The sequence below is a fragment of the Flavobacterium erigeronis genome (assembly GCF_054075165.1).
Genome location: NZ_JBSKGP010000002.1, coordinates 92,649 through 115,933 on the forward strand (window position 1 = coordinate 92,649; position 23,285 = coordinate 115,933).

Genomic DNA, 23,285 nt, shown 5'->3' on the forward strand with positions numbered 1-23,285 from the left:
CCCGTTCAGGATTATTCTGACCAGTCCCTAATCCATTTACCCACTGTCCGGCACCATTGGTCGTCGTCATTCAAACATGGAATTGCCAAAAACTCTTCTCCTCCTTTTGCTTCAAAATCTTCTTTGGCGCGCATGGCGATCTCCTCTAAAGTTTCTAAACAATCCGAAACGAAAGCCGGTGTTACAACCGCCAATTTCTTGATTCCTTTTGCCGGCATGTTATCAATTTCAACATCTGTATAAGGTTCCAGCCATTTATCGCCGGCTAAGCGGGATTGAAATGTCAGACTGTATTTGTCTTCTGAAAGACCTAATAATTTTACGACTTGTCTTGTTGTTTCGTAACATTGGTGACGGTAGCAGAATTCGTGCGCCGGCGATGGTGTGCTGCAGCAGGATCCGTCAATTTTACAATGCGATTTGGTCACATCGGTTTTGCGAATATGACGTTCTGGAATTCCGTGGTAAGAAAACAATAAATGATCGTAATCAAAACCATTTAAATGTTTCTGAATGGAATCGGCTAAGTTTTTGATGTAATCCGGTTTATTATAAAATGCCGGAACATCTATAAATTTCATGTGAGGGAATTTCTTCTTGCGAATTTCTTCGGCCTTTACTAAAATAGTTAAAGTTGAAGCCATTGCATATTGCGGATACAAAGGAAAAAGCATTACGTCTGTAACTCCTTTATCACTTAATTCCTGAAGTCCTTTTTCTATTGTCATGCTTCCGTAACGCATCGCTAAAGAAACTGGAACATTTACAAGAGGCTGAACCTTTTTCTGCATTCTTTCAGACAATACTACCAAAGGAGAACCTTCATCCCACCAAATTTTTGCGTAAGCGTGCGCTGATTCTTCTGGTCTTTTTCTTAAAATAATACCGCGAACCAATAATGCTCTCAATAAATACGGAACGTCGATCACGTATTTATCCATTAAAAATTCATCTAAATAAGGTTTTACATCTTTTGGAGTTGGACTTTCTGGAGACCCAAGATTTACTAATAATACGCCTTTCATTATCGTTTTTGTTTTAATTTTCCTCAAACTCAGTGCTTGCCGCTTCTTAAAATTAATCAATATATTTTATTTATGCCCTAATCTATAAAAGCGATACTGTTCTTATGATTGGTATTAATGGACATCAGATATCTTTTTGGGGTTGTGGAAAATTTTTTCTTGAATCCAGCAATAAAGTGGCTTCCGGTGCTGTATCCTATTTTCAGCCCGACTTCATTTACATTGTAAGAACCGCTGTCCAATAGTTTTAAGGCGAAATCCATTTTGTAGTCAAACAGAAAACCGTATACCGTATCACCATAAATTTGTTTGAAGCCTATTTTTAATTTTTTCATATTCAGTCCAATTTCATCTGCCAGCTGCTGCAATCCTGGCGGTTCGGCCATATTAGCGATAAGTATTTCTCTGGCTTTTTTGATTTTCAGCACGTTATCTTCATCAATCAAAAATGGACATTGCAGTGCGTTTGGATCTTCCATTTTATTGAAATACAAACTCAATAATTCATATCCTTTTCCTTTATAATAAAGGTTCTTTAGGGAAGGATGAAGGCTGTAATGAAACAGCTGGCTCAAAACAACAGCCATAGAAGGACAAATGGTCCCTTCGGCATAATACTTTTTTTTCTTCTTATCGGGGCTTAAAATAGAAATATAATCTGCCTGAACGGAAAATAACGAGTGAAATTTATTAATCGAAACAATAACAGAAATCACCCATGAATTTGGAGAAAGTTCTAACTTAAGCAATGACTGATGCTGCAGATTGCACAAAATCAGGGATTTTTCCTCTTTCAATTCTAAAGCACAATGATCATGATTGGACAAAAACAATGCATTGCCTTTTAGTCCGAAATGAAACTGTAACAGGCCAGCACTAATTTCGTGCTGTGCAAAAAAAGATTCTGAACTGTCGTTCTGGAAACGAATAAGGGTAAGACCGTCCTCAATTTTTATTTCTTCCTGCATTTTTTTTATATAAAAAATTATTGACTTTTCAAGATAGTTTTTAGGCGGTTATTGCCTATTGGACCCTAAGACTGCGGCAACCTGGATATTTATTTTATTGGAAAGCTTGCTTTTAACCAAATTTGGGATTTCAATATTAAAATCACTGGCATTTACGCTGAAATTACATGAAATGCTGACCCCTGATGGTGATCTGCTTATCCTTGCAGCAGTATTTATATCCCTGGATTTACCGTGGAGTTGTAATTTGCCTTTAATGATAAAATCCTTAGCATCTGCGCTTAGGCTTTGAAGATCAAAACCTTCTATTTTTCCTTTAAATACTGCTTTTGGATATTGGTCACTTTCGATGTAATTTTCATTAAAGTGTTCTTCCATTAAAGCAACCTTAAACTGGAAACCTTTCATCAGGGCCAAACTTGCAATCTCTCCTGTTGCTGGATTCAAAACAAAAGTAACATTCTTGTTTACTGCTTTAACTTCTTCAAAAGAAGGAACGGAAGCTTCAAAAATGACTTTTGCTGATTTACTGACCATTTTTTCTTGTGATACGCCAATGGCGCAAACACACAGCATTGCAATAAGTATTGTTTTTTTCATTATTTCGCCTTTATTTTTTTATAAAATCATCCTGTTTTGCGCAGTCTTATTTTAAAACTGCAATAATTTGAATTTTGACTTTATTATCCAGTTTATATTTAATAAGCGCTGGAATTGGAATGTTGAAATCACTTGCATTTACTTCAAAATCAGATATAAGGGTGACTCTGGAACCCGATCTTGTAATTTTTGCATCGGCACTTATATCCTTGGATTTTCCATGCACTTCTAATTTTCCTTTTATGATATAATCTTTATAATCTTCAGTTAGATTTTTAATGTCGAATCCTTCTATTTGCCCTCTAAAAATAGCTTTTGGATATTTATCGGTTTCCATGTAATTTTCATTAAAATGTTCTTCCATCAATGCAATTTCAAACTGGAATCCTTTCATTAAAGCCAGACTTGCTACTTCTCCAGTTGCGGGATTCAAAACAAAAGTTACATTGCTGTTAGTTCCTGCAACCGGCTGAAAAGAAGGTACTGAAGCTTCCAGAGTTATTGTTGCAGATTTAGTTACTATTTTTTCCTGTGAAAAAACAATAAAAGAAGCCAATAGCATTGGCATTATTATGATTTTCTTCATGTTGCTGTTATAGATTATTTTTCTAATAATCCATCCTGATTCCATTTTTTTATAATGTCGATAGTAGCTTGAGGCAATCTTGGTCCACCTTGCGGCATTAAGGAACTATCTCCATTTTCTAAAGAAATTCGTGTCAGCAGTCCACGGTTTAAAACTGCATTTTTTACCTGTTCATAAGTAACTAAAGACATTGGCGCGCCATTTTTAGGAACTGCCGCATGGCATACAACACAGTTATTATCAATAATAGATTTTACATTTTGGTTGTATGTTGCCAAACCATTCATTGGTGTAGAGTCAATTAAAGTACTTGGATCGTCATTGGCACAACTTACAAAAATTGATGCTAATGATGAAATGGCGAAAAGGGTTTTTAAATTCATAAGATTGGTTTTTAGTTATAAATAAATGCATGATTTTTTTAAGGATCATCAGGCATTTCAAAATCATATACGTTGAAAAGAATAATACAGATTTGGCAAGAGGCATATTTAATGTTTTAAATCCAATAGGTATTTTTTAACGTAGATAATTTGAAATACTAAAAACCAGTTATGAGAAAAAAAATACTAATTGCAATTTTCCTTTTTATAATAATCGGAATTTCAGCGTACCTCTACATCTACAAAGGGCATAGAAATATAGAATCAGAAACTGCCGATTATGCTGTAACGGTCAGCGGACTGGAGAGAGAGTTTACTTCAAACGACTCTCTGGCTTACATCAAATATCAGGACAAAACAATTGAACTATCTGCAAGGGTAACTAGTATCGATAAAGCCGGCAATGGTATTGTTATGGGCGAAAAAGTATTTGTGACATTCAAAGACCGTTTGCCGCAAAATATTATATCCGGGAAAAACCTAAAAATTAAAGGGCGTTTTTTAGGATATGACGAACTGCTCCAGGAATTTAAAATAGACCAATCTTCAGTTGTACACTAATGCAAATAACAATTTAAAACTAACCACATGAAAAACTTTATTCTACTACTTTTTTTATTTCCGCTGTTAACCTTCTCTCAAACCGATTTGCTTAATGGGGTAGAAACTCCTTCTGTAAAAGAAAAAGTGACTTCTGCATTCAAAGCCTTAAAAATTGTTAATCTCGAATCTACAAAATTGGCAGCAAAAGGCGATTTGTATTTTGTTGTTGCACACCGTTTCGGCTCAATTAAAGACGGCTTTGAAGGGTTTTACGGACTCGATAATGCCAATACGCAGATTAAATTTATTTACGGTCTAACAAATGGACTCAACCTAAGTGCCGCCAGGAGTGAATTTGCTTATGATTTTGCGACAAAGTATATGCTGTTTCCTCAAATAAAAGACGGTTTTCCTGTTACTATCGCGGGCTTTAATAGTTTGTCTATTAATAACACATTAAAAGAAAGCCTGTATCCGAAACTTCAATTTAAAGACAGGCTGACTTATGTAGCGCAGCTGCTGATTTCCAGAAAATTTTCTGAAAAGCTGTCTTTAGAAATTGTGCCGTCATTCTTTCATCAAAATTTTGTTGAAGACGTAGACCAAAGCAATTCCCAATATGCCATAGGATTTGGAGGGAGGTATAAATTCGCAAAGCGCTGGTCTTTAAATATGGATTATGCGGCGCATTTAAACAGGGCGCCAAATTCTCTTTATAAAAATCCGCTGTCTATTGGTTTTGATCTGGAAACCGGCGGTCATGTTTTCCAGATGCATTTTACCAGTTCACAGGCAATTGATGAGGCTGGGTATCTGGGAAGAACCACTGGCGACTGGACAAAAGGAGATATATTTTTTGGATTTAATCTTGCCAGGGTTTTCTAGTATCTGCTTTATAATTAAATTATTAGGTAATTTCTGTATTTAAAATGATTCTAAATTGATCGATTTATTGCTATTTCTAAAACCGCATTGATCAAGTACACGTAGATAATTTTAAAACCATAAAAATTATGAAAACTAATAAAATAATCAAAAAAGGACTTTTAATTCTGAGCGGCATATTTGTACTGTTTGCCGCGATTTTGCTTTTTCACATTATAACGGCCAAACCGCCCGTTTATGACACCCCGAATCTTCAGGTAAGCAGAATCGATTTTAAATCAGACATCGATTCTCTGCAGGCCAGAAAAATCTGTGCCGACCTGAGAACCATAAAAGGCCTGACATCAGATTCTATCATCGTTAAAAGAAATGTTGTGGTGTACTTTCACAATAATAAAATTACAAACTCTGAGAAAGTTTTCAACGAGCTGATGGCTAAAGGACGTTACGATGCGAAGCGTTATATACTGCCGGCAAATTTAGCAGACAAAGAAGTCTGCCCAATGAATCAAAATAGTTTGAGCTATAGACTGTCTCAAAAGATAAATCGTTTTTTTAATTAACCCTTTAATACTTTAAATTTATGAAAGTTTATTCAAAACTTACACTTAGTGTACTAATTGCTGCATCGGCAGCTATGATTTCCTGCAGCAGTAATGACGACGAAACCCCAGCACCGGTTAAAGCTTCTATCTACGAGCGTTTAGGCGGAACTAAAATGGTTTCTGATCCTGATAATTCCGGCCAGATGATCGAGCAGGGACGTTTAAGTTTCCGCAAAGTGGTAAATTCAACTATCGGATTGATTGTTGCTGATATCCAATCGAACGCATCAGGCAATCTGCAGGCACATTTTGCTCCTTTGCTGGCAGAAACGGGAACTACCCAGTCTACCAATATTGCTAAATTATCAGATAATCTGACTGATTTCTTTTCGTTTAATACGGGAGGAACAAATGCTGTAAATACATATTCTGGTTTGAGTATGTCAGCTGCTCATGATCCTGCAAAAAATCCTCGTATGGGAACAAAATCCAGCAATGCAGATTATACAAAATTTGAAGGATATGTTGGAGCTGCTGCCAATGCGAATGGCGTTGCTTCAAATACAGAACTTTATACCGATATAGTTGCTGTTTTGGAATCATTGAGAACTCCTATAGTTCAAAAATAAATTTCTTCTCAAAACGCTGCCTGAAAAAGGCAGCGTTTTATATTTCAATACTATTTGAAGTATATAAATATTTTTCAAAACCTGTTAGTTAGCTTTATAATACCTGGAAATTATCTAAAACCGCAGTTTAAGTACATTTATTCCATAGTGATCTAAAAAGCATTTCCGGCGCTGTTATATAAATCTGCAGTTACTAATTTTTGAACTTTTTAAGGAAACCATAAATATGGAAAATTTTACTATGTCCGGATCCACTACTTTTTACGCATTAGGGCTAAGCTATAAGAAAGCAGATGCAGTTATAAGAGGAAAATTTAGTCTAAATTCTAAAGCACAATCTGATTTATTGCAGCAGGCCAAGGCAGAAGGCATAGAATCACTGGTTGTTACTTCTACCTGCAATAGAACTGAAATTTATGGTTTTGCCCATCATCCTTATGAACTCATCAAACTGCTTTGCGAGAACAGCAATGGCTCTGTAGAAGAATTTCAGCAGGCTGCTTATATATATAAGAATGAAGAAGCTGTCAGCCATATGTTCCGGGTAGGAACAGGTTTAGACAGTCAGATTCTGGGTGATTTTGAAATCATCAGCCAGATTAAAACCGCCTTTAACAATAGTAAACGGGAAGGTTTGGTCAATACATTTCTGGACCGGCTGGTAAATACAGTTATTCAGGCGAGCAAAAAAGTTAAAACGGAGACGAAAATTTCTTCCGGTGCAACGTCAGTTTCTTTTGCATCAGTGCAGTATATCATCCGAAATGTGGCGGATATTGGAAACAAAAATATTTTGTTATTCGGAACGGGGAAAATAGGAAGAAATACGTGCGAAAACTTAGTAAAACATACTAAAAACAGCCATATTGCCCTTATAAACAGAACAAAAAACAAAGCCGAATTATTGGCTGGCAAGCTGAATGTTATTGTAAAAGATTATGCTGATTTAAAACAGGAACTGCAGCAGGCCGATGTGCTGGTTGTAGCTACAGGAGCACAAAATCCGACTATTGACAAAACAGTGCTTGCTTTACAGAAACCCTTATTGATCTTGGATTTATCCATTCCGCGCAATGTAGATACCAATGTAGAAGAAATACCCGGCGTAACTTTGATACATCTGGATGATCTGTCTCAAATTACAGATGACACGCTGGAAAGAAGAAAACAGCATATTCCTGCAGCAGAAGCCATTATTGATGATCTGAAATTAGAACTGAATACCTGGGTGAACGGCCGAAAATGTGCTCCGACTATCCATGCCTTAAAATCCAAGCTAAATGATATTGTATCAGCAGAATTTGCTTTTCAGAAAAAGAAAACAACACATTTTGATGATGTACAGATGGATTTAATCAGTTCAAGAATTATTCAAAAATTAACAAACCATTTTGCCAGCCATTTAAAAAATGAAAACACTTCAGTGGATCAAAGCATTGAACTCATTGAAAAAGTATTTCAGATAGGACACCTTGCACCGGATAAGGCTTCTTCGCCAATAGAAGAAAAATACAAAATCAATCTGTCATAAATGCTTATTGAGCTGCAGTTTTAAAGCTTGCCAGAGTTCTGAAACAAGTGATGCAAAAATAGAACCCGTCAGCTGCGCTGCACGCTGCGACGGGCTTGTCCATAAACATAATCTTCCAAAAAATGTTTACTTAATTCTGCATGGGAGTAATCAATTCCTCATTTGGTAAAGTTAGACTAATTAATATGGTGATAATTACATGATTATTAATTAATTTTATCGTTACCTTGTTTACTATAAATAATATGAGATCATTGATCCATATTATAAAAAAGGCAGGCCGGCGTGCCAGCTTGAGTAGTAAACTAATTTTCTGCCCCAGCTGAGCAATAATTGATAATTAGAGAATGAGAGCGGAAAATTCAATAAATGATAAATAGTCAACCATTTTTAATGGGTTGTCATTATTTCAATTAATAGAAATTTAAAAAAAAGGAGGATGTAGGCTATTCCATTTTTGGCGTTCGAATCCTGTTAACTTTTAACTTACGCTAAGCTTCAATTTATCTTATTTTTCAAGTCGATTGAGAAGATGATTATTTGAAATTGTTAGTCAAAAACAGTTTATAAGCATCTTTAAGGGTTAAACACTAAAAAAAACTTAAGCATAAACTTTTTAATCAAATAAAGTATCAGTGGAAAGTATCTAATTATTGAAAGCATGCTTTAAAATTCTACTTTGGCGGCACAAATTTAAACTATTATCATGAGAAAATATTCAAATCAAAATTTGACGATGATTTTAGATTTTTTTACTACGGCTAAGGGGTTTGAATAAAGTTCCGCCAGAGTATAGTTATAGTATTGAATCCCAAAAAGCGCATATTGAATAGGATCAATATGCGCTTTTTAGTTTGGACTTTTTATGGAATTAGACTTTTCCTAAAGTATAAAGCTGCTCCATTGTAGGTGTAAGGCTTCCCCCTGCAGGTTCCAGCGTGATGCCAAAAGCTTCAGCTGAATCGGTTTGGCTTACAGCGAAGATTTTTTGAGAGTTTTCTTCAAAATTATCCAGAAGACCAATACTTGTCGGGGTAAGCACCGGACTTAGTTTTAAAGACCAAACCTGGTAAACCATTCCTTTTGGAGGGTTTGGCAGACCTGCCGCGTCGATATAAGTCGTTTTTGCTTCTTTGTTCCAGTACACTTTTGCAAATGATGCCGGAGATACAGATTGTCCTCCCAGAGTAACGCTTGTGTTTTTAATGTCTCTCACAATGCTTAGGTTTTTCTCAGTCTGTTTATTCTGCTGATCTAAAAAAGCATATTCTCTTTCAATTTTATTTTTTTCGTCTCCGGTCTCAGATACTGCCTGTTTGGATTTTGCCAGTTCTAAAGTCTGATATCCAAAACCTAAGAGTAGTAATACGGCCGCAGCCCAGCTCAAGTACTGCGAACGGTTTGATGGTGATTTTATATTGAAAACTTTACCGTCGTTAAGCTCTAAACGCGCTTTTGTTTTCTCGAAATTGGCGACCGAATGGAAAGGAGAGAAGCTTGATGATAAGGCCGAAACAGCTTTTTCTATAGAAATGATTTCACTTTCAACCTCGGGGTTTTCTCTGGCCAGTTCGGCAATTTCCAGGTTCTCTTTTTCTGTCAGCAGGCCGTAAACGTACAGTTCTAAAATGCCTGATTCAATATATTGCTTCGCTTCCATTATATCTTTAAATAATTTCTTAAATCGTTGATACAGTTCCTATTTTGTGTCTTTACAGTCCCCAAAGGTATAGCTAACTCTTCTGAAGCTTCCTGCTGGGTATATCCTTTAAAAAACAGCAGATCAATAATCTCAATGCATTTTGGTTTCAGTTTTTTAACGAACTCCTGAATACCAATTGCATCTAGTTTATTAGCTAATTTATTGCTGTCATCTAACAGATTTACGAAATTATCCGAAGAAAGGTTTTTTTGGGTGTTGTTGAAATTTTTGGAACGCAGCTTGTCAATCGATGCATTCCTTGCAATATTAAGGATCCAGGTGTAGAACCGGCCCTTGCTTTCACTGTAGCTATCGATGTTTTTCCAGATTTTCACAAAGACTTCCTGCAGGACATCTTCGGCTTCTTCCCGGTTTTTTACCAGAACATTTATGACCGAAAACAAGCTTTTTGAGTACATATCGTAGAGATGGGTGAAAGCTCTTTCATCTTTTTTGCGGATTAATACCAATAATTCTTCTTGGCTCATAGGATTGGATTTAAAGCTTAAATAAATTTTGATTTCTTATAAAGTGGTAATGCCGGATAAAGGTAATTTATTTTTTACGCAAATAATCCAAAAGCAGAAATATAGAGTATCACTTTAAAAAAAGCCAATTTTCGAAGGTTTATGCCTTGAAGCTGTTTTTGCCTCGCACCACTTTTTATAGACTTCGTTAAAAGTCTAGCAGTTGCTGCTGCGTTTTTTTTTGTATTATACAGCGGCATTGGCGATAAACCTCTGGTGCAGACGCGCATAATTCTGCACGGACTAAATTAACAAGGAATTTGGAACTGTCAGCCGGCATCTGATATCAGAGGCCGGCACAGTTTTTTTTTGACATTATTTTTCAGCTGCTCTTCCCGAGATGCTTTCTTCCCGAGTGCTATAGAACTTGCGAAGCGATCTTTTGTCCCGAACATCGGCACAAAAGTATTTCCAATGCAGCCGGGCTGATATCATTGATTCGATTGCAGGGATAAAACTAAGATTATCCTAAAGGGCAGCTTTTTCAACTTATTTACTGGTAAACATTTCGTTTGACTGTTCTGCAGTAATATCAATGAATCTTTCGTAATGCTTCAGGACATCACTGATCAATTCATTTTTAGTAAAATATTGCACATCGTATCCTGCTCTGGTATCGCCAAAGTAAGTTTTAGGATAGTAAGTTCTGCTGTTTTGGAATTCAGGCAGATTCTGCTCTTCAACGAGATTATTTGAAACCATTTTTGATTCGAGCTTAACGCCGTATATGAAATTATGCACCAAATCATGTGAAATTTTGAGCTCCACACTAAAAGGATCTGATAAAGATCTGATTGATGCCTGAATTCCCCTCAAAGCAAATTCATCCTTCAGTTCGGTAAAGGCCTGTTCTGCCTTAATGATAATAAATTCCTCTACAGAGCGCTTGTCTTTGAAAGCAACAATCTGTTTTAAGCGCTCTTTCCATAATTTTCCCGACCAAGGTACGGTCGATACGGAAAAATTGCGCTGGTAATATCTGTAATCGATAAAGAGGCCTTTCATTAGCGCAGCAGCCATAAAAAGCATGATCGCTGCAAAAGGCAGGGCAGTTATAAGTGTCATAGTCTGGAGTGCTTTGAGCCCTCCCGCCTTTAAAAGCATAAGGGCCAGAGCAGCAAGCAGTACGCCCCAAAATATTTTCTGCCATGTCGGGGAGGATTGAGAGTTTTTTGTAGCAATGCTGTCCATCACCAAAATTCCCGAATCGGCAGAGGTCATAAAAAATATAATTACAATCATGATAACCAGTGCCTTTGAAATCAGGGGAAAAGGCAGGTACTCCAAAAAGCTGAACATCAAAGCTTCAGAATTCTTTACCAGGCTGCTTAGTCCTCCTGAGGCTATATGAAAGTCTGTCCAGATGGCGCTGCTGCCAAAGACGGACATCCAAATCAAATTGAATATTGTCGGCAGAAGAAGTACTGCCGCTATAAATGATTTTATAGTGCGTCCCTTTGAGATGCGCGCTATAAACAATCCCACAAATGGTGCCCACGAAATCCACCATGCCCAATATAATATCGTCCAGTTGTAAAACCATGGCAGGGACTTTTCGTCATACACGTGTGTGTTGAAAGATATGGTGAAAAAGCTGCTTATATAATTCCCCAGACCCTCGGTAAAGCTTCCAATAATATATACGGTTGGTCCTGCAATGAGCACAAAAAGCATTAAGACTATCGCGGCCGTTATATTAATATTGCTTAAAATTTTAATTCCTCTGCTGACTCCAGAAATGGCTGAGAAAATAGCCAGTGAGACCAATACGGCAACAATGCTCACCTGAGATATGAAGTTAGTGTCGGATACTATATTTAAAGCCTTAAGGCCTGAATTAATCTGCACTACTCCGAAACCTAATGTGGTTGTAATTCCAAAGAAAGTGCTGCACAGCGCAAAAACATCTATGGCATTGCCCCATCCGCTGTTAATTTTGTCTTTTAAGAGCGGATAAAGGCAGCTTCTAAGGGATAAAGGCAGGCGATAGCGATAAGTAAAATATGCAAGCGAGAGCCCCACCAGGCCATAAACTGCCCAGGCATGAATACCCCAGTGAAAAAAAGTATATAATTGCGCATTTTTTGCCTGATTGATGTATTGATCGGCAGCAAATGCATCATCAGAATAATGGGACATAGGTTCCGCAACGGCAAAGTACATCAGACCGATTCCCATTCCCGCCGCGAAAAGCATGGATATCCAAGAGAAGAAAGAATGTTCAGGCCTGCTGTCATTATCTCCCAATTTGATGCTTCCATACTTGCTGAACATGAGATATACCAGAAAGATTACAAATATTGTAACGGACCAGACGTAAACCCCGTTCAGATTTATAAAAATGAAATTTTTAATATTTTCAAGTATTATTTCAGTTGGTTTGGGAAATAACACTGTAAATGCGCAGATTCCCAAAATAAATAGCAGTCCGGGAATGGTGACTCCTTTATCAAAAGTTGTTTTTTTATTATTTTTTTCCATATTAAGAGTTTTATGCAGACTGATCAGATAGCTTCCAGTGTTGCTCGTATGTCCTTGTTTTAGAAATCTGCATACTGAATACAGCCTTAAGTGGTAGTTTCAGCGCTGCTTCGAATTTTGGTAAAGCGTATTAGAATTATAGCCGGAATTGAGAATTTAAACAGAATGCCATTCAGTTCAATCTGGATTCTTTGTCCATAACGATGGTTTGGGTAGGATAAGCAAAATCGATACCCCGATTCTCAAAAGCAGAAAAAATTTCAAGATAGACCTCCTGCTGGTTATCCATATAAAGGTTATAATCCGCATCAAGCACGTAATACACAAATTCAAAATTCAGGCTGAAATCACCGTATCCCGAAAAGTGCCCTCTGTCAAATTGGAGCTGGAGCTTTGAGGATATAACTTCCCTTACAATTTTAGGTATTTCTGATAATTGGGAATGCGTGGTCTGGTAGGTAACCCCAAGAGAAAAAACAACACGTCTTTTTTCCATTCTTTTATAGTTTCTCAATCTGGAATTGGTAAGGTCCGTATTGGAGCAGATCAGCTGTTCTCCGCTTAGCGTGCGGATACGTGTGGTCTTAATGCCAATATATTCTATCACTCCATTGTCAGATCCCAATTGCACGAAATCGCCAATTTCAAAAGGTCGGTCAAAAAAGATGACAAAATAGCTGAAAAGATCCCCCAGAACGGCTTGTGCAGCAAGGGCAATTGCAATACCTCCGACACCCAGTCCTGCAATAAGCGTAGTGACGTTGTAGCCCATATTATCAATAAGGAATATAATGCCGCAAATCCATATAATAATATTGACAATGGCAATAAGCCCCCCTGCCTGTTTTTGTTTGCTTTCGCTTTCTTCGGATCTCTGGATAAAAGAATATACAAATTTTTTAAAGGCGGCACTGATAATTTTAAGGACAAAAAATGTAAAAGCAAACATGTAGGCGGTATGGATGACTTTAGCAATGTCCTCTGGAAGCTTAAGTGTGAGCAATGCAAAATAAAAAGCAGTGATATACAATATAGGCAGCACAGATTTATCTACCACTTCGATAATAAAATTATCCCAGGTAGTCTTGGTGTTCATAGCCCAGCGATTAAGCCTTTTAATTACGGTAGCTCTGACAGTCTTGACAATAATTACAGAAGCTATTATTATTCCGGCTGCTATAAGCCAGCTTATGATAGTGTTGTCTAAAAAGGTTGTGTTTAAGATATCCATAGAAAATTTTTAATGTTTCGATTGAAAAAGATTAAACTAATGGAACACCTTCAATTACAGAAGCATAAAATAGATGCAAATTTTGCCATCAATATTTTTAGTTGAAAAAAGCTCAAAGAGTGCTGTCTCAAGACAGTGAAAGCTAGGAAATAATGATAAATATTGGATCAACGGTTATTGATATAAGCAGCAACGAATTATTTACACAGCTACAATTTTGCAATAGGTGAACTGATAATTAATATTTTCAAAGTTACCCATATAAAAAGCCGATTCCAAGAAAAATTCTGAATACTTCTATTTTTTTTGAATATTTTCAGATAGCAGATGAATCAGCCTTATTGGACTTTTAGAGCTTTTGTTGGGTAAATTATTAATTTAGGCTTAACTTTGTGATTAGAGGTATTAAGCCTAAAAAAAAAACAAAGGTTTAAAAGCCTTAAGCCATAGCTGATAATAACCTTTAATTTTTATGAAAAATCATATTGCTAAAAAACTGAATGAACTTCAGGCAACTGCCATCTGCGGCAATGACATTACCTCTTCCTGTCTGTACGTCTCTGCTCTTACTATTGGTTATGCAGGCCAGTATGCTTGGATCTCACTTTTAATTGTAGCATTTGTGCTGCTGCTTTTTCGGAAAATTTATGGTGAAGTTGTTGGCGCACTGCCTCTTAACGGAGGAGCTTATAATGTGCTGCTTAATACATCAACAAAAAAAATAGCTTCATTTGCCGCTATTCTGACCGTACTGTCCTATATGACAACAGCAGTTATATCAGCCACCGAGGCCATGCACTATCTCCATACCATATTTGACGGACTCAATATCCTTATTGCGGCGGCAGTCGTATTGGTTTTATTTACCATGCTTGCAATTATAGGAATAGGCGAATCGGCTACAGTCGCTGTGTGCATATTTGTAATTCATTTGGTTACACTGATACTCCTTGTAGTATTTTCAGTTTTTTTCGTTTTAAACAATGGATTGAATACTTTTAATCTTAACTGGGAACTGCCATTGAGTTCAAATGGTATCTTATATACGCTTTTTTTGGGCTTCTCGGCAGCAATGCTTGGTATTTCAGGTTTTGAAAGTTCTGCTAATTTTGTGGAAGAACAAAGGGCAGGGGTATTTCCTAAAACCCTCAGGAATATGTGGGTGATTGTCAGTTTTTTTAATCCTGTGATTGCCCTTCTGTTAATTGCGATAATACCTATTGCCCGCCTTGGAGAGCATAAAGAATCGCTTTTATCGTATATGGGGCATGCCACAGGCGGAGAATGGCTTTCATGGCTGATCTCCATTGATGCAGTTCTTGTTTTGTGCGGAGCAGTTCTTACTTCTTTTGTAGGGGTATCAGGACTTCTTAAAAGAATGACTCTGGACCGTATACTGCCTAATTATTTTCTTAAAGAAAACAAAAGGGGATCAAGCTACAGGATCATAGTGAGCTTTCTGGTGCTCTGCCTGTCTGTTATGGCCGTTACTAAAGGGAGGCTTGAATCATTGGCAGGTGTTTACACTTTTTCTTTTCTTGCCGTTATGGCGCTTTTTGGAATTGGAAATCTGCTTCTTAAAATAAAGCGCAGAAAACTGCCCAGACCTGAAAAAGCAAAGGGAATAGCGGTAGTGGTTGCGATAGCATTTATAATAATTGGATTTGCAGGAAATATTCTTCTAAATAAGACGGCTTTTTACACTTTCATTAATTATCTAGTGCCAGCAGCTTTATTTGTACTCATTATGCTAAATCGATCCATGCTGATACAGACTATGGTCGATATTTTGGAATATTTCTATGAACCTGTCCGCAGATTTGCCATTGTAAGTAACCGCTATCTGCGAAAATTACAGCATAAAATCCATTCCCAAGAATTTGTATTTTTTACAAAAGGGGATGACGTGGCGATACTAAACAAAGTAATGCAGTATGTGCAGAACAATGAGACTACCAGAAGGCTTAAGATTGTAAATGTACATCATGAGGGGAATAGTAATGAAGAACTTAAAAAAGATCTTGAAGTGCTTGATAGGGCTTATCCCGAGATTCATATAGAGTTTATTGAGCTTATTGGAATATTCGGTCCTGATCTTATAGATAAGCTTTCCAAAGAATGGGCAATCCCAAAAAACTTTATGTTCATCGCTTCTCCAGGGGATAAATTCTCCTATCGTGTGTCAGAACTCGGCGGGGTAAGGCTGATTATGTAGCAGCTTGAAAACAGTCGTTTATTTTATTTTTTTTTGCCAAAAAGCAGAAGTCCTAATGGTGTGAACTTCTGCTTTTAGCTCTAGGTAAACTGTTGCCTGGATATAGAAACAATTTTCAGTAACAGTCCCGCTTTCTGGAATGTCAGGCATTCACTGCCAATAAAAGAAGTCATAACATAGCAGAACAGGAAATTGAAATACTGTTAATCAGAACAGGAATGATGCATTGTTAAGAAAAAAATAGCGTGCATCTGAGCAACATCTCAACACGATAGTGCGTCCCCTTATGCAATTCCGTCTCAAGTGCATGGAAGTTACAGGCGTATCTTACCTGAAAGGCCAGCAATTACTATTGTGCAGGCGCCTATTATGAAAAGGATGGGAAAAAATACACCCTTGCAGCTCCAACTGCTGGAATTATAGTGGAAAACCTTTCGGATGGCCGATGAGGTTACTATCGGGAAAAAGAAGCTAATGTTTTAAAATATGGCCTGCGTGACGGATCTGCTGAAAGAGCACACAAATGAAAACAAAACAGGCAATCAGGATAAAAGCGGTCTGGAAACAGTGCAGAATTAAAATTCTAAGCCGAAAGTTGCATGATCTGCAGAGGCCGGCCAAATTGGCAATAGCTGGTAAAGATGGAATGTATTATCTCAATTATTTTTTAACGGCCTCTGAAAATGATGCAGAGCTGATAAAATCATGATAGATGCAAGGGAAGATTGCGGACAGACTCTATCGCCTCAAGGGCATACGCTTAGGAATTGTACAGCTGGATTAATTTTAAATTTGATTCGGGATTAAGCGGAAAGCAGAAAAGAGACCTGTTTTTCAACAGGTCTCTTTTTCAAAAATAAATAAAAATGAAAACTACTAATTCCAGCCGCCTCCTAATGCTCTGTAAACATTTACAAAGGCATTCATCTGCTGTTTTTTGGTTTCAATAAGTTCAAATTTAGATTCTAAAGCATCTTTCTGAGTTAGCAAAACTTCCATATAATCTGCTCTCGCAGAACTGAAAAGGTTATTGGATATTTGCACAGACTCGTTTAAAGCCTGAACCTGTTTTGACTTCAAATCATAACTTTGTGCTGTATTTTGAATTTTAGAAAGCTGATTCGCAACTTCAACATAAGCGTTTACCAAAGTTCTTTCATAATTGTAAACTGCCTGAATTTGCTTGGCGCTTGCAGTAAGATAACTTGCCTTAATAGCATTTCGGTTAATTAAAGGAGCAACCAAATCACCCGCAATGGAATACAATAAAGATTCTGGTGATGTCAGCAAATATTTGGTATTAAAAGCCTCATATCCAATTCCGGCTGAAATTCCAAGTGAAGGATAGAATTGTGCTTTCGCTGATTTTATATCCAGTTTTGCGGCGATTAATTCCATTTCTGCTTTTTTGATATCCGGACGATTTTCCAGAAGCTGGGAGGGTATTCCGGCATGAACATCCGCAGGAGCTATAGTACTGAAAGTATCGCTGTTCCTTGCAATTTTCTGAGGAAAACGACCCAATAAAAAATTGATTTTATTTTCGGTTTCTGTAATCTGTTGTTGAATGTCAAACTGCAGACTTTGCGTACTTAAAATCTGAGCTTCAAATCTGCGTACCGCCAGTTCATTAACTCTGGCAGCTTCTTTTTGAATTTTTACAATTCTTAATGCGTTAGACTGAATATCAATATTTTGTTTGATAATTTCCAGTTGATTGTCCAAAGCCAAAAGTTCATAATACGAATCTGCTATTTCTGCAATCAGATTGGTAACTACAAAATTCTTTCCTTCAATAGAACCTAAATAACGATTCAAAGCTGCTTTTTTAGCATTATGAAGTTTGTTCCAAATATCTATTTCCCAGCTTGATGTAAGCGCAAAGCGAAAATTTGGAAGCGGATCCGGTGTTTCTTTACCAGGCATAATTTCTGTTGTAGCTTCACCTGAGCCTGTGCTTGTATATCTTCCGGATTTAGTTACATCAGCACCGGCACTAAAACCTACAAACGGCAGGTATTCTCCTTTTCTGGCTTTTACTTCACTTTTTGCAATTTCGATTTCCTGAAGTGTAATGTTTAACTCCTGATTATTTTTCAGTGCAATATCAATCAAACTGTTCAGGTTTTCATCCGTAAAATAAGTTTTCCATTTTACTTTTCCGGTATTGAGCGTGTCTAAACTGTTATTAGCGTAAGTTTCGGGTACTGTTTTGTTTTCATTTTTTTCTACTATAGCAGGAGTTTTACAGCCAACGATAGAGAGTAATACGCAGGCGATGCCTGCGTATTTTATATTTCTGTTATTCTTCATTTTCATCTATTTGATTGTTTTTCGAAAAATCATCTACATGATGCATAAACTCATCAGACAATGAACTTTCTTCTTCTCCTTTAATTAGTTTTCTGCCTTCGGCCATCGAACCAAAGATGTAGTAAAGTCCCGGAACGATAATCACACCGAAAATAGTCCCGAAAAGCATTCCTCCAAGCGCAGAACCTCCAATAGTTCTGTTACCAATTGCACCGGCACCTGAAGCAAAAATCAAAGGAATTAAACCGGCAATAAAAGCAAATGAAGTCATTAAGATTGGTCTGAAACGCACTTTTGCACCTTCAATAGCCGCTTCGAGTATTGTAGCGCCCTGCTGATGCTTGAGCACCGCAAATTCAACTATCAGTACGGCATTTTTTCCCAGCAGTCCGACAAGCATGATTAGTCCGATTTGCGCATAAATATCGTTTTGTAATCCCATCATTTGAAGAATTACAAAAGAGCCTAAAATTCCAACAGGAATAGATAAAATTACAGACAGCGGAATAATAAAGCTTTCGTATTGCGCAGCAAGAACAAAATACACGAATGCCAATACAACAAGGAAGATGTAAAGTGATTCATTTCCTTTTGCGGCTTCATCATAAGATAAACCTTCCCAGGCAATATCATAGCCTTTAGGAAGTGTCTTAAGAGCGGTTTCCTGCACGGCTTTAATGGCATCTGCAGTGGTGTACCCTTTTGCAGGCTGTCCCTGAATAGCTGCAGAGTTGTACATATTGTATCGCGTTACCTCATTTGGTCCCTGCGTTTTCTTAAGCGTCATAAAAGCAGAGTAGGGTACCATTTCACCATGATCATTTTTTACAAAAAGATTCAGTACATCTGAAGGAAGTCTTCTGAATTTTGGATCAGACTGTACATACAATTTAAAGAAACGCCCGAATTTGATGAATCCTTGTTCGTAAGTACTTCCGATTAAAATATTCAGGTTTTCCATGGCTTTACCAATAGAAACTCCTTTTTGCATCGCCAAATCATTATTAATTTCCAGTTCATACTGTGGATAATTGGCAGCGAAGAAAGTAAACAAACCCGAAAGCTCTTTACGTTTCCCTAATTCATTCATAAACTGTTTGTTGATTTTATCGAATTCCTGATAATTGGTACTCGTCGTTTTGTCTAGTAAACGCATAGAGAAACCTCCTGAAGAACCAAATCCCGGAATTGCAGGCGGTTCAAAAAATTCCACAACAGCTCCCAGATCTTTTGATTTCTTCTCCAGTTCTTCCATGATTTCTGTTACAGAATGTTTTCTGTCAGACCATGATTTTAAGTTAATCAGACAGGTTCCTGCATTAGATCCTCGACCTTCAGTCATAATTTCATAACCTGCCAATGATGAAACCGATTCAACTCCTTCAACACTTTCGCAGATTTTCTGCAGTTTCTGTGCTACCTGATTGGTTCTTTCCAAAGTAGCTCCCGGTGGTGTCTGAATAATTCCGTAAATAGTTCCCTGATCTTCACTTGGAATAAATCCGGAAGGCAATACCTGATTTTCAATGAAAATAAAAGCACAGAATGCGATCAGGATTCCAAAAGTCAATACTCTTCTGCTTACTATAGATTTTAAAACGGTAACATATCTTCCTGTAAGTCTTTCAAACCAGGCGTTAAAAGCATCTAAAGATTTTGTGAGTACATTTCCTTTTTTCTCTTTTCCATGATTATTTTTTAGAAGAATAGCGCAGAGAACAGGAGTAAGGGTCAAAGCTACAATTGCGGAGATAATAATCGAACTGGACATAGTAACCGAGAACTGTCTGTAAAAAGTTCCCACCGGTCCTGACATGAACGAAACAGGAATAAATACAGATACCATTACGGCAGTAATAGCGATAATAGCACCACCAATTTCGCCCAATACCAGTTTCACTGCATGATAAGGCGTAATATGCGGAAATTCTTCAAATTTGGCGTGAACGGCCTCGACGACGACAATGGCATTATCCACCACGATACCGATCGCTAATACCAAAGAGAATAAGGTTACCAAATTGATAGACATTCCAAAAAGCTGAATCACAAAGAATGCTCCAACCAAAGAAACCGGAACAGCAATAATTGGAATTAAAGTCGAACGCCAGTCTCCTAAAAATATAAATACAACCAAAGCAACCAGGATGAAGGCGTCTCTCAAAGTATGCACTACCTGATCGATAGAAGCATCCAGGAACTGCGAAACGTCATAACTGATTTTATAATCCATTCCGGGAGGAAAACTGCCTTTCATTTCTTCCAGTTTTGCTTTAACGGCATTGATTACATCACTGGCATTACTTCCGTAATTTTGTTTTAAGACAATAGCTGCAGAAGGATGACCGTCCAGATTCGAGTAAATATCAAAGAATTCACTTCCTAATTCTACTTTTGCGATATCTTTCAGGCGAATACTTTCTCCTTCAGAATTGGCACGTACAATTACATTTTCGTATTGTTTTGGTTCGTCATATCTTCCTTTATACGTTAATACATATTCTAAGGACTGTGCTGCAATTCCAGAACTTTGTCCCAATCGTCCGGGACGACCAATAATACTTTGTTCCTGAAGCGCTTCCATAACTTCTTCAACAGAAATTTTATAAGCTCTCATTCTGTCAGGATTCAGCCATACACGCATTGCATATTTACGGCTTCCTAGTATTTGCGTTCTCGCAACCCCTTTTACACGGCTGATTTCGGGAATCATTTTTACATCGGCATAGTTGTAGAGAAACTTCTCATCCATGCTTTTGTTTTTCGAATAAAGGTTCACATACATCAACATACTAGGCTGAATAGGAGTAATTACAACTCCTTCTCGTTGAACCAGTTCAGGCAATAATGGCATTACCTGATCGACTCTTGTTTTAACCCTGATTACGGCTTCATTAGGATCGGTTCCCGGTTCAAATATTATTCTGAGTGTTGCTTCTCCGGCACTTGTAGCATCTGTTGCCATGTAACGGACACCTTCTGTACCGTTAAGAGAATTTTCTAAAGTAATTAAGGTAGATTTCACCAATACATCGGCACTTGCTCCGGGATACGCAATAAAGATATTTACAGTGGTGGGCGCAATTTGTGGAAATTGCGATATAGGAAGCTGTTTGATGGACAGCGTACCTAGAAAGACAATTATAATCGAAATTATAATTGCAAATACGGGTCTATGTATAAATTTATTAAACATTGCTTCTTTTTTTAGATTCGGTTATTCTGCATATAGCTCTAAATTGGACATAACCGATTGAGGTTTTACCACTTCGTAGTCTATTTTGTCATTTTCTTTCACAAGACGAAGCCCTTCTAAAAGTATTTTATCATTGATTGATAAACCTTCTTTAATAACAAATAAATGTGGCATTTCGGCAGCAATAACCACCTCTCTTGATTTTACAGTATTGTTTTTGTCAATTACGTAAACATATTTTTTATCTAAAACCTCGAAAGTTGCTTTCTGAGGTATCAACATGGCATTTTTCAGTTCAATCGGCATCTGGATGCTTCCGGTTTCGCCATGTCTTAATAATCTTTTTGGATTAGGAAAAACGGCTCTAAATGGAATGTTTCCGGTTTCATTATCGAAATCCGCTTCGATAGTTTCAACCACTCCGGAATAAGGGAATTTTTTGTTATTGGCCATCAAAAGATTGACTTTCATCTTTCCACTTTTTTCAGCCTTTTCCTGATAATCCAGATATTCAGATTCCGGAACATTATAATATACCCACATCGAACTGTTGTCTGCCAGTTCTGTCAGCAATTCTCCTTCATCAACCAAACTTCCCTGACGCACATGAAATTTGTCTATAATACCGTCAAAAGGCGCTCTGATTTCTGTAAACTGAAGATGCACTTTGCTTAAAGCCAGTTCGGCGTCTGCTTTTTCCAGTTTTGCTTTTGCCATTGCCAGTTCGTTTGGCGAAACCACTTTTTCATCGGCTAATTTTTTTGCATTTTGGTATTCAATCGCGCTGAAACTTACTTCTGCTTTCGATTTTTTCATTTCTGCTTCGTAAAGTGCAGGCATAATTTTAAATAACAGCTGACCTTTTTTTACCATTTGTCCTTCGTCAACATAGATTTTTTCGAGATAACCGCGTTCCTGAGCTCTTATCTCGATATGTTGGATGGAATGTATCTGCGATACGTAATCTTTTGTAATTGTAGTATCTCTTTCAATTGGAGTTGTAACCACAAATTTGGTTTTTTCTTCTTTTTCTTCTTCTTTTTTGGAGTTACAGCCAGCAAAAACTAAGGCGCACAAACTCATGATCATGAAAGTTCTTTTCATAATTATTTCAGCATTAAAATGTAATTTATTTTTGATTTTTAAATAAAAAGGCCTTTGGGAACAAGCCATAGGAGTTCATATCCGTCTACTTTCTAACTAAAGAATAACAGAGGATAAAACTATAAAGTGATTGGCTATTGGTAAGCAATAGCGTTAAAAATCAAATTCTAAATACCTGAAATAGCAGATAGACTTTGTTATCCAGTAAACTGAAAATTTTGCAGTCATTTACTTTTTGGGTAAAAGCAGTTGCGGAAACGGCAAAAGGACTATTGCGGTGGAAAGTTAAAAAGTAGTTGTTCTTAGCGATCTGTTTTTGGACTGTCGAAAAGTGTTCTTCATTTTCTTCGTTATCAAACAGGCACATTTTTCTTTTAAAAGTTTCAAATGAGTGGCCTGTTCCGAGTATTTGCTGATGTTCAATTCCATGAAAGGTGGCGCAGAAAGAGAGCTTCTTGTACGTAATGATAGAAGTATGTGCGTAACCGCTGCCATATCCGCTTAAAAGAATGACAATTGAAAGTAAAAGTTTGGTGCACCAGTTTTTCATAAGAGCCACAAATTTAATTAAATGATCCCATAAAAACAATGGTACGGATTTATAAATTAATAATAATCCTGTTTTATTAGTTTTGCCCTGCCATATTTTAGAATCCTGTTTTTTACGATGGTAAAAAGAGGCAATTCATTATTACTAGATGCCTTCTTCCAGGCAAATTTATCCTTAAAGACAGAAGAATATAAATGGTATTGGATACTGAGACTTCGTTGAGGCATCTGAGTGCGGTGATGCCGTTTTGCTTTCAGGTCGTGGGGCTTAT

General features: G+C 37.1%; 20 protein-coding genes and 1 pseudogene. 8 read left to right on the forward strand and 13 right to left on the reverse strand.

Annotated elements, in window-relative coordinates:
* Nucleotides 1–11 precede the first annotated feature (11 nt).
* The 5 genes from hemH to ACWA1F_RS04520 all read right to left on the reverse strand — a co-directional run bounded on the left by hemH (nucleotide 12) and on the right by ACWA1F_RS04520 (nucleotide 3,562).
* Nucleotides 12–1,025, reverse strand: coding sequence for a ferrochelatase (hemH, locus tag ACWA1F_RS04500; protein ID WP_091491001.1), 1,014 nt, complete (start codon nucleotides 1,023–1,025; stop codon nucleotides 12–14).
* A 77-nt stretch (nucleotides 1,026–1,102) separates the two neighbouring features.
* The gene (locus ACWA1F_RS04505; protein ID WP_091490999.1) at nucleotides 1,103–1,993 is read right to left on the reverse strand and encodes an AraC family transcriptional regulator; all 891 of its coding nucleotides are present in this window, start codon (nucleotides 1,991–1,993) and stop codon (nucleotides 1,103–1,105) included.
* Between the two features lie 48 nt (nucleotides 1,994–2,041).
* The gene (locus tag ACWA1F_RS04510) at nucleotides 2,042–2,593 is read right to left on the reverse strand and encodes a YceI family protein (protein WP_091490997.1); all 552 of its coding nucleotides are present in this window, start codon (nucleotides 2,591–2,593) and stop codon (nucleotides 2,042–2,044) included.
* Nucleotides 2,594–2,639: 46 nt separating this feature from the next.
* Nucleotides 2,640–3,179 (reverse strand): YceI family protein, encoded by a 540-nt coding sequence (locus ACWA1F_RS04515; RefSeq protein WP_456891947.1) that lies wholly within the window; start codon nucleotides 3,177–3,179, stop codon nucleotides 2,640–2,642.
* 14 nt (nucleotides 3,180–3,193) lie between these two features.
* Nucleotides 3,194–3,562 (reverse strand): hypothetical protein, encoded by a 369-nt coding sequence (locus ACWA1F_RS04520; protein ID WP_091490994.1) that lies wholly within the window; start codon nucleotides 3,560–3,562, stop codon nucleotides 3,194–3,196.
* Between the two features lie 171 nt (nucleotides 3,563–3,733).
* On the opposite strand from ACWA1F_RS04520, the gene ACWA1F_RS04525 reads away from it, so the two are divergent.
* From ACWA1F_RS04525 to hemA, 5 genes are all read left to right on the forward strand, one after another.
* Nucleotides 3,734–4,123 carry an OB-fold protein gene (locus ACWA1F_RS04525; RefSeq protein WP_456891949.1) on the forward strand — a complete coding sequence of 130 codons (390 nt, stop codon included), beginning with the start codon at nucleotides 3,734–3,736 and terminating at the stop codon, nucleotides 4,121–4,123.
* 27 nt (nucleotides 4,124–4,150) lie between these two features.
* Complete coding sequence (locus ACWA1F_RS04530) at nucleotides 4,151–4,990, forward strand: DUF5777 family beta-barrel protein (protein ID WP_091490990.1); 840 nt, start codon at nucleotides 4,151–4,153, stop codon at nucleotides 4,988–4,990.
* A gap of 128 nt (nucleotides 4,991–5,118) precedes the next feature.
* The gene (locus ACWA1F_RS04535; protein ID WP_091490988.1) at nucleotides 5,119–5,553 is read left to right on the forward strand and encodes a hypothetical protein; all 435 of its coding nucleotides are present in this window, start codon (nucleotides 5,119–5,121) and stop codon (nucleotides 5,551–5,553) included.
* Between the two features lie 20 nt (nucleotides 5,554–5,573).
* Nucleotides 5,574–6,164 carry a globin family protein gene (locus tag ACWA1F_RS04540; RefSeq protein ID WP_091490987.1) on the forward strand — a complete coding sequence of 197 codons (591 nt, stop codon included), beginning with the start codon at nucleotides 5,574–5,576 and terminating at the stop codon, nucleotides 6,162–6,164.
* Between the two features lie 226 nt (nucleotides 6,165–6,390).
* Nucleotides 6,391–7,695, forward strand: coding sequence for a glutamyl-tRNA reductase (gene hemA / locus ACWA1F_RS04545; RefSeq protein WP_456891952.1), 1,305 nt, complete (start codon nucleotides 6,391–6,393; stop codon nucleotides 7,693–7,695).
* Between the two features lie 871 nt (nucleotides 7,696–8,566).
* Here the strand turns inward: hemA and ACWA1F_RS04550 are convergent.
* The 4 genes from ACWA1F_RS04550 to ACWA1F_RS04565 form a co-directional block, all read right to left on the reverse strand.
* Nucleotides 8,567–9,355: an anti-sigma factor gene (locus ACWA1F_RS04550; RefSeq protein WP_456891954.1), complete on the reverse strand. Its 789-nt coding sequence runs from the start codon at nucleotides 9,353–9,355 to the stop codon at nucleotides 8,567–8,569.
* Entirely contained in the window at nucleotides 9,355–9,885 is a 531-nt protein-coding gene (locus ACWA1F_RS04555; protein ID WP_456891956.1) for an RNA polymerase sigma factor, read from the reverse strand. Before ACWA1F_RS04555 ends, ACWA1F_RS04550 begins: the two co-directional genes overlap by 1 nt.
* A gap of 528 nt (nucleotides 9,886–10,413) precedes the next feature.
* The gene (locus ACWA1F_RS04560) at nucleotides 10,414–12,405 is read right to left on the reverse strand and encodes a BCCT family transporter (protein ID WP_456891958.1); all 1,992 of its coding nucleotides are present in this window, start codon (nucleotides 12,403–12,405) and stop codon (nucleotides 10,414–10,416) included.
* Between the two features lie 172 nt (nucleotides 12,406–12,577).
* On the reverse strand, nucleotides 12,578–13,636 hold the full coding sequence (locus tag ACWA1F_RS04565) for a mechanosensitive ion channel family protein (protein WP_456891960.1): 1,059 nt from the start codon (nucleotides 13,634–13,636) through the stop codon (nucleotides 12,578–12,580).
* Nucleotides 13,637–14,108: 472 nt separating this feature from the next.
* Here ACWA1F_RS04565 and ACWA1F_RS04570 point away from each other — a divergent pair, with 472 nt between their 5' ends.
* The 3 genes and pseudogenes from ACWA1F_RS04570 to ACWA1F_RS04580 all read left to right on the forward strand — a co-directional run bounded on the left by ACWA1F_RS04570 (nucleotide 14,109) and on the right by ACWA1F_RS04580 (nucleotide 16,560).
* A complete protein-coding gene (locus tag ACWA1F_RS04570; RefSeq protein ID WP_456891962.1) occupies nucleotides 14,109–15,851 on the forward strand; it encodes an APC family permease in 1,743 nt (580 codons plus the stop codon).
* 386 nt (nucleotides 15,852–16,237) lie between these two features.
* A pseudogene (locus ACWA1F_RS04575) lies at nucleotides 16,238–16,300 on the forward strand (hypothetical protein); the annotation flags it as partial.
* A gap of 74 nt (nucleotides 16,301–16,374) precedes the next feature.
* Nucleotides 16,375–16,560 (forward strand): hypothetical protein, encoded by a 186-nt coding sequence (locus ACWA1F_RS04580; protein WP_456891964.1) that lies wholly within the window; start codon nucleotides 16,375–16,377, stop codon nucleotides 16,558–16,560.
* 167 nt (nucleotides 16,561–16,727) lie between these two features.
* Here ACWA1F_RS04580 and ACWA1F_RS04585 read toward each other — a convergent pair whose 3' ends face one another.
* From ACWA1F_RS04585 to ACWA1F_RS04600, 4 genes are all read right to left on the reverse strand, one after another.
* Entirely contained in the window at nucleotides 16,728–18,164 is a 1,437-nt protein-coding gene (locus tag ACWA1F_RS04585; RefSeq protein ID WP_456891966.1) for a TolC family protein, read from the reverse strand.
* Complete coding sequence (locus ACWA1F_RS04590; protein ID WP_456891968.1) at nucleotides 18,154–21,360, reverse strand: efflux RND transporter permease subunit; 3,207 nt, start codon at nucleotides 21,358–21,360, stop codon at nucleotides 18,154–18,156. The genes ACWA1F_RS04585 and ACWA1F_RS04590 overlap by 11 nt, the downstream gene beginning before the upstream one ends.
* A 21-nt stretch (nucleotides 21,361–21,381) precedes the next feature.
* Nucleotides 21,382–22,464 carry an efflux RND transporter periplasmic adaptor subunit gene (locus ACWA1F_RS04595; protein WP_091491540.1) on the reverse strand — a complete coding sequence of 361 codons (1,083 nt, stop codon included), beginning with the start codon at nucleotides 22,462–22,464 and terminating at the stop codon, nucleotides 21,382–21,384.
* A gap of 160 nt (nucleotides 22,465–22,624) precedes the next feature.
* Nucleotides 22,625–23,014 carry a hypothetical protein gene (locus ACWA1F_RS04600; protein ID WP_456891970.1) on the reverse strand — a complete coding sequence of 130 codons (390 nt, stop codon included), beginning with the start codon at nucleotides 23,012–23,014 and terminating at the stop codon, nucleotides 22,625–22,627.
* Nucleotides 23,015–23,285: the final 271 nt, after the last annotated feature.